A 12147-nucleotide genomic window follows, 5' to 3' on the forward strand; every position below is an offset into this window, starting at 1 on the left:
CCGTTTTATTAAATTAGAATCCTAAATTAAGTCCCACATTGATCACACGTTGAACAGGATAACCTAATCCGTTACCTGCCATTTCAGGATCCCATAGTTTAAATTTGCTCCAACAAAGCAAATTAGTTCCACTCACATAAAAACGTAAGTTCTGAACCTTGAACTTCTTCACCAAATTTTTGGGTACAGTATAACCTATTTCCACAGATTTCAATCGAAGAAAAGTAGCATCCTGCATAAACCAGGTACTTGTCTGATTGTTATTTTCAACTGACTGATTTGCCAAACGAGGCCAGAAAGCATAAGGATTCCTGTTATTTTCCGACCAATAGCTATTAGCTATCACATCCAGCACTGCATTTTGTCCCAGCAAACCATCTTCACCATTCTCTCCGGCATCTCCATCTAAAAACGGAGTGATCTTTTTAAGATCCAGCCAGAAAGACTGGCGTCCCGACCCCTGGAAAAAGAAAGAGGCATCGAGTCCTTTGTAACCTACCGACAGACCGAAACCATAATTAATCTCCGGGGTTGTCGGATAACCGATAGGAACTTTATCCAATTCCGAAATTTTACCGTCACCGTTTACATCACGATATTTAATATCACCCGCCATATATTCACCGAATTGGGTAGGAGAATTTTTTACTTCTTCTTCATCAACAAACAAACGTTCTGCTATATATCCCCATGTCTGTCCCAACGATTTGCCAACTTTCGACAACCAAGGAGTTTCACTGTAATCCGGTTCTTCCCATTCCACAGCCTCGCTCGTTGCATACGTAAACGTTCCGCGTCCTGTGATCCATAAATCTTTATTGAAACTCTTCTCATAATTCAGTTCCATATCCACACCTTTACCTTTCGCCTTTCCTAAATTAGCCTTTACATCAGGAATGATCCCCATTGTATTCGGGATTATACGGTTCAGCAAAATATTTTCCCGCCGTTCCGTGAAATATTCAACATTGGCTGAAAGCCCAAATACCGTACGCATTTCTGCTCCCACATTCAATTTATAGGATTTTTCCCATCCAATCTCATCATTGGCATAACGGTCTACAATAATCCCCCCGGATTGTAATTCAATTGAGTACCCCAATTCACATTCCGGTCACTGCTATTCAATGTTACTTGCGACAGATAATAGAACCGGTCATTACCATCTCCAATCTGATCCTGGCCTGTCAAACCGTAAGAGGCCTTAAACTTAAACTGGTCAAACACTGTCGTCAGAGGTTCGAAAAAGCTTTCTTTTGAGAGCATCCAGCCACCGGCTACAGAAGGAAAGAATCCCCAGCGATTATTTTTGGAAAAACGTTCCGAACCATTATATCCAAAAACGAACTCACCGAAATAACGCCCGTCATAATTATAGGCTGCACGTCCGGCTAACCCCATATTACGCCCGGGTAAAGACAATTGAAGATTATCGGCTATACCCGTCTTTTTACTTTGCATTGTATAAACTAACAAAGCATTTACCCCATGTTTGTCAAAATTACGGGTGTATTCTGCTGCTCCTTCCAGATAAAAATTCGTATTTACATATCTATTTCCCGGATTATAATTAATCCATTCCGTACCGGTAGCCGGATTCAAACGATTCAGTTTATAAGTATTATTCTGAAGATTATAAGATGATATATTATAAAAGAAAGGAGAATAAGCACGGTCTACCGAATATTCAGAATAACGGTCTATATTGATCTTTGCACGGATAGCAAGTCCTTCGGTCAACATATCCAACTTCTGCTTACCTTCGAATTGAACCAGCATCGTATTCTTACTATAATCATTATACCCCTTCAATGCCTGTGCATACGGGTTTACATAATTACCGGCACCATAGTTACCGAATAAGATATGCTTGGAATATGCGTACTGTTCATCCGGTTCATAATAAGGTTTGAATAATACGGGATTGGCCATCATCACTTCCTTGTACATAAAAGAACCGCCGCCGATAGGTCCTGTATATTCATCAAACGTTCCGCTCATACGCAATACCAACTCCGTTGTTTTTGTCAGGTTGATATTGATATTCGAACGGATCGAATATTTCATCAGGCTGATATTAGAATTAAAATTATTTCTTTTATCGACTTTCATGTTACCATTGTCTTTCGAGACATTGGCAGCCACATAATAACGGGCAACCGTTCCACCACCGCTAAGGCTCAGATTGGCACGCTGGTTGGAGATCACATCGTTGAACATGGTATCATACCAGTCCGTTGTCGGGAAAATATTCGGATATAATCCACGTTCGGTCATCGTTATTTTTTCTTCCGAATACAAAGCCAATCCCAGTGGGTCACGGGTTTTAATCGCTTCATTCTGCATCCGCATATAAGTAACAGGATCGGTCTGACTGATTTTTTTGGTCGGAGATGAGAAAGAGTTTTCCACACGGGCGTTAATGGTTACTTTTCCTTCTCTACCTTCTTTCGTTGTAACAGAGATTACGCCATTCGCTCCGCGTGCACCGTATAATGCCGTAGCCGTAGCATCTTTCATGATCGAAAAACTGGCAATATCATCTGTATTCAAACGTGCCAGGTCATCCGTACTCAATTCAATACCGTCGATCAGGATAAGCGGATCTTTCTTTGCCTCAGCACCAAAAGTCGTAATACCACGGATAAAGAAACTGGCGTTATCCTGTCCCGGCTCACCACTTGTTTGATAAGAGATCAATCCGGCAACACGACCGGCAAAAGCCGTTGTCAGGTTACTGCTCGGAATTTTTAACTCCGTCGGTTTCACAGTCGTAATGGCGGATACCACACTTTCTTTTTTCTGTTTGGCGAAAGCGACTACGGTTACTTCTTCCAACTCATCCGTTTTTGCTTCCATTACAATATTCAGGAATTTCTGTCCGGTATACTTTATTTCCTTAGTTTCCATACCGATATACGAAACAACCAGGGTACTGTTAAGAGGACAATCATCAAACTCAAAGTTACCATCCATATCGGCAATAACCCCTTTCGTACTACCTTTTATCTGCACCGTAGCACCAGGTAAAGGATCTCCTCCCGTATCCGAGATTTTACCTTTGAATTTCGACGATTGTTGAACTTTGGCTACCACGGGAAATACTTCAGCCCGAAGGTTTCGACAGGGTAGTCCCACAACTGTTAATAAAAATGCCAAAAATATCCATCCATATGAATATTTTCCAGGCTTCGTGCTTTGAATCTTCTGAGGCTGACAGCATTGACCGCTACACCTCTTTCGCAATCTAATCATTACACTTGCTAATTTAAGGTTAATAAACAAAAAACAGGTCTAAGAATTATTTAATATGAACAGTCATTTTATCATCATAGTTCTTGGAGAACTATGGCTACAATATAACCTGCTAAATATTAAGCACATAAGCATATTGATTGAAATATAAGACAGACAGAGAGATGATAGATGAAATCTGAGAAGGCTCTAATTGGTTAAATATAGTTATATTATCGCATATAGTTTTGTTTTAATTTCTATTTTTATATAATTTTGTTTTCACAATGTGATATAGTCTTTAAATGAAATAGTTCTCCAAGAACTAATATCCGGAAAAATATTCTTTACCTTACCAATATCCTCTCCAATAGTAACTAGATAAGAACAAAAGAAGATCATTTCTATCCGATATTTACAATAAATCTATTCAGCATTCACCGAGAGACCATCTACTGTCTACCAAAAGTACGAAATCATCCGACAAATATGCTCTAACGGGTATGTAAAACAATTTCTGAATCTTTCCGTACGAAATCGAACACGCCATAACGAACATAAAAAATAGATTTGCAGCAGATAAAAACGTAAATTAATAAACAACAAACATTATGAACAGAATACAATTTCAACAAAGATTACTCGGATTACAAGATCACATGATGAATTTCGCTATCAAGCTAACAGCAAACAGGGATGACGCTCTGGATCTGTTGCAAGATACTACGCTGAAAGTGTTGGACAATCAGGAAAAATTCGTAGACAATGTCAATTTTACAGGTTGGGTTATGACCGTAATGCGCAATCTTTTCATTAATAACTATCATAAGATTGTGCGTGAACAGACTGTAGTAGATCAAAATACTGATTTGTACAACTTAAACATAACCAATGACTCCATCTCTGGTTCTCCAGACAAAGTCTATCAAATTCAGGAGATCACAAAAGCTGTTGCAGAATTGAACGATGAAGTAAAAATCCCATTTTCCTTATTTTTAAATGGCTATAAATATCATGAAATTGCAGAACAACTAAATCTCCCTTTGGGGACAGTAAAAAGCCGTATTTTTTTCGCACGCAAAGAATTACAGCAAAAGCTGAAAGACTACCAATATGCATAAGAAAAACTGTTTTGTCATGGCAGACTCGAGCCATGACAAAACAGGGGTATCTGTGCAGATCACCTCTTACGTGCCGCCTCTTTCGCTTTTTGCGCTTCGCGGCGGGCCTTTTCTTTTGCTTTCAGCGTTTCTTTATACTGTTTTTCCTTCTGCTTACGCTCTTTTTCCTTTTGTTTGAGCCTTTCCTTGTATTCGCGCTCTTTTTGTTTGCGAAGTTCTTCACGGGCTTTCTGCTTCGCTTTACGGTCGGCTTCGGCCTGTTTCAACTTGTTCTTACGATCCTGTTCAAGTTGCTTTTCACGGTCGGCTTTCGCTTTCAGAAGGGCTTTCTCTTCTTCTTCCTGTTTCTTCAACAGGTCAGCACGTTCCTTGGCTTTCTGCTCCTGCAATTCTTTCTCGGCTTTCTGTTGTGCTTCAAATGCCTTGCGGTCAGCTTCCTTACGGGCTTCTTCGGCTGCGGCTTCACGTTTGCGGATTGCTTCTATTTCTTTTAATGTAAGCTCTTTCCGTTCTTCCGGTGCCTGCACGGCAGGGACAGTATCCTGAGGAGAAACAACCGCAACAGTATCGGAAACAGCCGGCTGTACGGAAACCGTATCAACAGGAGCTTCAATTGCCGGAACATTGGCAACAGTATCCGGGACAGATATCTCCGGAATGACAGTATCTTTCGGAGCAACCTGTTCTACTGGTTTTTCAGCTTCTTCTTTCTTTTCTTCCTCGGCTTCTTTTCTACGTACCGACTTGATTTCTTTTGCCGGGGATTCATCTTCCGGTTGAACTGCTTCGCCCGGAAGTTCTGTTTCAGCTTCAGCTTCTTTCACTTTTTCTTCTTCTACCAGCATACGATTCTTCCAACGTGTTGCCAACTCTGGAGCTTTATCGCCGAAGTTTTCTTCAAAGAAGTTAATATATTCTTCTAGTGTCTTACCTCGCATCAATGTCTCGTAATTGTCCTCGGAGATCGGAAGGATAGCAACATTTTTATCCAGAGCCTGGGCGTAACCGTCTTTACCATAAATCATTTTATAGTATTGCAGGATTTCCTCTATACCTGTAAAGCCGCTGATGTTCAGCATTGACATCGGGCCTGCTTCTTCAAAAGCCAAATCAAACTCCTTCACCATAAAGTTGGCAAAGTTGTAAGCTGCCACGGCAAACAGCAACTGGTTTTTATCCACACTTCCGGTCGGATACATCAGGATCATACGGTAAGGAGTATTCGGCTCGGCAGTAAATGTACGAGCAGAGTCGGCTGCCGACAAAGAACCGTCTTCACCCAGACCAAAACGCAGGTTCCAGGTCATACCGGTCACACTGCCTTGCATCAGGGTACGGCCGCGAAGGATACCTTTCAGCATCTCACCTGCCAGTTCCGTCACATCGGCTGTCGGATATTTCTCTACTAACGCTTTCAGGGCCGTTTTGAAACCTTCGGCATCACCGGCTTGTACATAAGTCAACGCATCCAGGAACATAAATTTCGGCATCAGGGTTGCCAACGGATATTTAACACTGACATCGCGGAAATTCCGACGCACGGTAACGGTATCGCTTGCCAGATAACTATTATAGGTCTGTTGATAGATCGAATTCTGTACGGAATCCATCATACGTATATTATATTCATAATTCGGGTCAGAGATGGCAATCGTATAATCCTCATTCGGGAAGGCTTTGATCATCTTCGTCTTGTACTCGGCAGCCAAAGAGGTATTACCCGTATGGAGCGCCATCAGATAGACCTGGTAATAACTCTCCAAGCGGTGCGAATTATCCGGAAAACGACGTTCCAGTTCTTCAAAAGCCTCGATCGACAAAGGCAAATCCTCCAGTTTATCTTTATAGATCATCGCCATATTATACAATCCGTCCTCAATAATTATATTCGAGGCATCCACATCTTCCTGCGTGAAAGGTAACTGCTGCAAATAATATTCGCGTGATTTCGGGTCATCGGCAGCAACCTCCGGCAAACCGGCCTCCAGCGAGTCGGTCGGCAAAGGCTGACCGTCCGGTCCGATGGCTCCGGCTGCTGTCTCCGCCAGTTCACCCTCTTCCAGAGCATCTTCGTTGAAGGTCGACATTTCTTTTTTACGGCGACGCCAGTTATCTTCGAGTGTACGACGTCCCCACTTGCGCTGGAACTGCGCCTTACCCTGCGATACGGTCGAAGGATTATAGAAGTAAAAAGAAGTCCCGCCCGATGCAGTCGGGAGAACGATACCGCCGGTTTCTGTCCCGGGACGGTTTATACCCGTTCCTTTGGCAGCCTGGTCAGCCAGATAAGCCTCTTTCTCAGCCAAAGCCTTGGCTTCTTCTTCCTCTTTCTTTACCTGTTCTATGATCTTGTCGATGACAGCCAAACGTTCCGTTTCCGGCATTTTTGCCAGGGTCTGTAAGCTATCCTGCAAATGGACAGCTTCCACATGTACGACCAGCTCGTCCAGGACTGCCGAAAGTTTCGACACACGTTTAAAGTCTTTGTATTCTTTTTGGATGCCGGACAATGCGCCACTGAAACAAGGCTGAGCCTTTACATAATCACGCATGGTGAAATAGATATCGCCCAGTTTGATCTGGCAGATAGCTTTCTCCAGTCCGTTCTGTGTGCTCTTTTCGATACCCAATTCATAATTCTTTATGGCATTTGCCGTATCTTCCCGGTTCAGGTAAACATTTCCGAGGGCATAATAAACCTGATCCAGATAATCCTTATTCTTATCGCTCTTCGCCATGCGTTGAAGCATCTTGACTACCTTCTGATAGTTAGCGCCTGAGAACACTTCCGTCTGACGAATACGGGCTGCAAATTCAAGTTCATAGGGAGGACTGGCTTTGGCTACTTCGTTGAACATTTTATAGGCAAGGCCGTCCTGTTCCTGCGCAGCATAGATTTGCCCCAGCAGGTATTTCATACGGGTACACTGAAGTTTGCTTTTTTCCGATTTGATTGCCGTCTTAAAATAAGGGATAGCTTCTTCATACTGTTTGCTCTTGACCAGATAATCGGCATAAACAGCGGCATACTGATTCAGGTTCTTGCGGGGTATTCCATTAGTATTCAGCTTACCCAAAATATCTTCGGACTCATAGAACCAATCCATTTCCGAATAACAACGGGCCTGCCACAAACGGGCTTCGGCCACTACTTCCTCGTCATGGGAATAATGGCGGGCAATATAAGAAAAAGTGGCAGAGGCTTGCAAGAAATCAGCATTATAGAACTGTCCCTGCCCGATCAGCAGCCAACATTTCTTCAGGAAAGGGTTATATTCTTCCTGTTCCTGCAAAGCACGTTGTTTGGGATCGTTGCGCCAACCCGGTTTCTTTGCCGGCTTGGCTTTGATGGAATGAAGTTTTATGGCTTTATTGCCTTTCTCGATGGCGCGGTCGAAGGGGCCGCCGGTTTCCTTTTTATCTTTCGGCTGTGCACTGATCGGATACATGTGGATCATTTCGGAATAACTTTCCTTGTAGCCTGTCTCCATAGATTTCAGGGCTTCATCAAAAGAAGTTTTTCCGTTATAATAGATATTGTATCTGGATGTAAAGGAATGGTAGAACCGGCTTGCTTTGGTGTTTTTCTTCGTACTGCACGACCAAAGCAAGAGAACCACGAATATCGAAATTATATAGTAAAAACCTTTCTTCACGTATTATGTGCACTCTTTATCATATAATAAACTGAGAAGAACCTGTTTTATTGCCTCTTCGTAAAGAATAATACTCCTTTCAGGATCAAAAAGACCAGCACCAGCACCAGGATGATAAAAGCTCCCGACGGTACATTCAGGAAATAAGACAGAACCAGCCCCACCACACAACTCAGAAAGCCAAGGACAATACTCCCCCAGATGATCTTCTTAAAGTCGGAAGTAAACAGATTCACTGTAATTTGCGGCAAAGTCAACAAGCTCATCAGCAACATAATACCGACCAACCGGATGGAAAGGACGATAGTCAGGGCAATAAAGAACATCATCATATATTCGATCCACTTTACATGGATATGCTGCGTCTTGGCAAAGTCGCTATCGAAAGCGACATAGACTATCTCCCGCAGATAGAGGGAAAAGACTGCGATCAATACCACCGCTAAAGCTGCTATCCAGATAATATCGGACAGGGAGATCGTCAGGATATTACCGAACAAATAGGCAGACAGATTAGGAGAATAGCCGGGAGTAAGAAATATAAAAATCACTCCGAGCGCCATTCCAAGCGCCCAAACACCGGCAATTGCCGAATCTTCACGCACATCCTGTGTCTTGCTCGCCCATTCTACCCCGAAAGCGGAAAGGACGGAAAAGACCATTGCCATCAAGATCGGGTTTGTACCCAGATAAAAGCCAAGTCCCAAACCACCGAAAGAGGCATGAGTTATACCGCCACTGATAAACACCAGACGGCGTGCAACAACGTATGTCCCGACAATACCACAGGTGATGGCTGTTAGCAAGCTGCCCAGCAAAGCATGTTGAAAAAAAGTATATTGTAATAGATCCATATTCATTCCATATGATGGTTCGTCTTATTTGTGCAATCTTATCCTTATATCCGATACGAGGTACAGAAAGTTTCACTATAAAGAAACAACTGTTTCACCATATAGAAACAAGTGTTTCATTAGGTAGAAACAATCTTTATGTTGAACACTGGTTGACGTTCTCTACCGTTTAATGTATTCTTCTCTCACCGACAATAAGAAATGCTTCATCCTTCAGTGCATCCGGCAGGTTCACGCCACGAAGTTGCAGGCTACGGAGCCACCCGGCCACCTCTTCCGACTGCAGGGTATAAAGTACCTCGCGGAACTCATCGACGGCATCCTCTTCATACTCATCTCCCTCCAGCCCCCGGAAACGATCCAGTTCCTCGTCATCATAATATTCAATCTTTTTGCTGACGGCAGCCAACAGACTGTCACGCTCACAAGTCTCATGCTGGCCACAGCATTCTTCGGGAATTTCACGCGCTTCAGGTATCTCGCTGATCTCCCCGCGTTCCAGCATCTGCTGTAATTTTTTATTTCTGAAATAACCGGCTATGGCAGCAATAACGCCAAGCACGATAATACCAATGATAATGTACCACATGTTAATTTTCAATTAAAGCAAATCCTGCTTTGCGCAAGTCTTCCCAATAGGCAGGATAACTCTTTGTCACCACTTCCGGATCAGCCACTTTAAGACCTTTCGGCAATACCAGCGCAGCCGGGGCAAATGCCATTGCCATCCGATGGTCTTCATATGTGGCAATAATCGGATCAGCTTCCGGTTCGCAACGTTCCCCGTTCCATTCCAGAATACTGTCGTTGCTGTCGGTCAACAGATAGCCGAGTTTACGAAGTTCCGTTTTCAAAGCTTCGATACGGTCGGTTTCTTTTATCTTCAGCGATTGCAATCCGGTGAAGCGGAAGGGGATATTTAGTAACACGCAGGTGACAACAAATGTTTGCGCCAAATCGGGTTCGTTGACAAAATTGTAGATCAGTTTTTTTACCGCATTACCGTTATATTTCAGTACAACGCCCCGATCGGTAAAGGTCGTACCAACACCCAGTTGAGCAAATAGTTTTGCTCCGGCGGCATCTCCTTGCAGACTGTTCTTAAAAAGACCCAGCAGTTCTATTTCGGCATTTTTCGACAAAGCCATGATAGAATACCAGTAAGAAGCGGCACTCCAATCCGACTCCACGGTAAAACGAATCGGTTTATATTCCTGGGGAAGAATCTTGATGGTTTGGCCGTTCCAGATAGCTTTCACCCCGAACTGCTCCATCAATTGTAACGTCAGATTGATATAAGGGCGGGAGATGATATTTCCTTCCAGATGTAATGTCAATCCCTTTTCCATCAAAGGAGCGATCATTAACAAGGCTGAAATATATTGTGAACTGACACCTCCAGCCAGAGAGATCTCACCTCCTTGCAACGCACTTCCAAAGATACGCAAAGGGGGATAGCCTTCCTTCTCGATATATTCAATGCGGGCGCCTAACGAGTTCAGTGCATCGACCAGCAGTTTGATCGGGCGATTCTTCATCCGCTCCGTTCCGGTGATCGTCCATTCACCCACTATTTTAGAAAGGAAAGCAGTAAGGAAACGCATAGCCGTCCCGGCAGCCTTAATATCGAAATCACGACTATCGGAGTTCAGCGCCTTAACCATCACTTCCGTATCATCGCAGTCGGAAAGGTTCTGTATATCATACGGACTATAACTTAGTGCATTCAATATCAAAGCACGGTTACTAATGCTCTTGGAAGCAGGAAGTTGCACAGAAGCCCGAAGTCTTTCTTCCGGGGCCTTTATCAGATATTTCATTGCTTTTGTCTGTTCGTTTTAAACTGATGACAAAAGTACGGAAATTTCCGGATAGTTAGGTCTTCTTTTTACGAATACGGCTTATCAATGTAGAGGGATCGCGGCGAACATCCCAAAGAGAAACGATATAAAGTACAGATTTCTTCTCATCCACATAATACACGAGTTTAAATAGTTTATGAACTAACAAAGTTCGATATTGGCGACGCGATGTATCCAATTCAGGAACATGAATCCCCATCAATGGATTTCCAGCCAAAAGTAAAATCTGATGGTCTACTGAATCAAGAAATTTCTCTGCAACTCTTTTCCCAAATGTTTTCGCACAATATTTTGTAGCTTTAGTTAGTTCTGCCATGGCAGTTTTCTTCCATTCGCATGTCATAAGGAAGCGAGCATTTGTCGTACATCCTTCATCACATCTTGATGCGAAACCGTTTCTAATATACCAGCATCAAGATCTGCCTCAAATGCCGTAATATTCTGCTTTACCTCTTCCAATGAAGAAGGGACACCAGGAATAGATTCCGTGTTCTTAGCTTGAGCCGCTTTAACCGCCCGATTGAAAGATTGTTTCATCTTATCAAGAACTTCAACACTATCTGTTTCCATAATCTTTCGGATAAGTTCCATTCGACGAGCATCCAGTTCCATTGCTGTCATAATACATTCCTTTCTTTAATTATATCTGATGACAAAAGTACGGAAATTTCCGGATAGTTAGGTGATATTTTCATGAATAGGATTATTCGTTTATTATGCATTTAACTTCAATCAAAAAAGAAAGTGTTACAAACCCTTCTCCCATCCCGACGGACAAGGCAGTTACTTTGCAACACTTTCATCATACATTCAGAGAAAGATCACTCGATCTCCGGACGGTCTCCGCCACCACCTTCTTCAGGAGTTGTCTCGGGTGCGCCGTTCAATTCCATCCAAAAGATGTTGTTGCTGATAAGCGAACGGTTCATCGTCTTACTACCGCTGTTTTTTGTAGCTTCAGGAATGAAACGAACACGTACACCGGTGATCTGCGATGCATTCACCTTATCTGCCGAGTCAGCTCCATTGCCGTTAGAGGTGCAGGTGTAGTAGAAAGTACCCAGACCATCGATCTTCACGCTGCGTCCCTGTGCCATATAATCGGCCAAAACGCCTGCCAGATCCGTCAAGACAGCATAGACGTCAGCACGACTCACGGTAGAAATCTGCGACAGGCAATTGGCTACCTCTTTCGTCGTTACAGGTTTGCCCACGGTAACTGCCTGCGGATGCCACTTGCCACCCATTTTTTTAAGAACCTTTTTAAAGAATGCCATAATTGAACATTTTTAAAAGCCTCCCCTTACTCTCTGCACATACAACAAGTCTGAGGATCGGTATAGCGACCTATAAGAAGTCACCATGTCACCTATAAGAAGTCACGATGCCACCTAAGATTAGTGGCATTACCGCCCTACAG

8 protein-coding genes and 1 pseudogene are annotated in these 12147 nt (G+C 43.2%); 1 reads left to right on the top strand and 8 read right to left on the bottom strand.

Annotated elements, in window-relative coordinates:
• Positions 1 to 13: 13 nt before the first annotated feature.
• Positions 14 to 3255: pseudogene (locus tag C825_RS27910) on the bottom strand (SusC/RagA family TonB-linked outer membrane protein).
• Between the two features lie 590 nt (positions 3256 to 3845).
• Here C825_RS27910 and C825_RS27465 point away from each other — a divergent pair.
• Positions 3846 to 4355, top strand: coding sequence for an RNA polymerase sigma factor (locus tag C825_RS27465; RefSeq protein WP_010800931.1), 510 nt, complete (start codon positions 3846 to 3848; stop codon positions 4353 to 4355).
• A 59-nt stretch (positions 4356 to 4414) separates the two neighbouring features.
• On the opposite strand, the gene porW is transcribed toward C825_RS27465, so the two are convergent.
• The 7 genes from porW to C825_RS27500 form a co-directional block, all read right to left on the bottom strand.
• A complete protein-coding gene (porW, locus tag C825_RS27470) occupies positions 4415 to 8011 on the bottom strand; it encodes a type IX secretion system periplasmic lipoprotein PorW/SprE (protein WP_044215079.1) in 3597 nt (1198 codons plus the stop codon).
• A gap of 47 nt (positions 8012 to 8058) precedes the next feature.
• Positions 8059 to 8865 carry a metal ABC transporter permease gene (locus C825_RS27475; protein WP_009860090.1) on the bottom strand — a complete coding sequence of 269 codons (807 nt, stop codon included), beginning with the start codon at positions 8863 to 8865 and terminating at the stop codon, positions 8059 to 8061.
• 169 nt (positions 8866 to 9034) lie between these two features.
• Positions 9035 to 9454, bottom strand: coding sequence for a hypothetical protein (locus tag C825_RS27480; RefSeq protein ID WP_009860091.1), 420 nt, complete (start codon positions 9452 to 9454; stop codon positions 9035 to 9037).
• Between the two features lies 1 nt (position 9455).
• Entirely contained in the window at positions 9456 to 10685 is a 1230-nt protein-coding gene (locus tag C825_RS27485; RefSeq protein WP_010800933.1) for a 3-phosphoshikimate 1-carboxyvinyltransferase, read from the bottom strand.
• 55 nt (positions 10686 to 10740) lie between these two features.
• Positions 10741 to 11070 (bottom strand): type II toxin-antitoxin system RelE/ParE family toxin, encoded by a 330-nt coding sequence (locus C825_RS27490; RefSeq protein WP_009860093.1) that lies wholly within the window; start codon positions 11068 to 11070, stop codon positions 10741 to 10743.
• On the bottom strand, positions 11067 to 11348 hold the full coding sequence (locus C825_RS27495) for a hypothetical protein (protein WP_010800934.1): 282 nt from the start codon (positions 11346 to 11348) through the stop codon (positions 11067 to 11069). The genes C825_RS27490 and C825_RS27495 overlap by 4 nt, the downstream gene beginning before the upstream one ends.
• A 200-nt stretch (positions 11349 to 11548) precedes the next feature.
• A complete protein-coding gene (locus C825_RS27500; protein WP_010800935.1) occupies positions 11549 to 12004 on the bottom strand; it encodes an HU family DNA-binding protein in 456 nt (151 codons plus the stop codon).
• Between the last annotated feature and the right edge of the window lie 143 nt (positions 12005 to 12147).

Origin of the sequence: Parabacteroides sp. ASF519, from assembly GCF_000364265.2 — a bacterium.
Taxonomy (GTDB): domain Bacteria; phylum Bacteroidota; class Bacteroidia; order Bacteroidales; family Tannerellaceae; genus Parabacteroides; species Parabacteroides goldsteinii.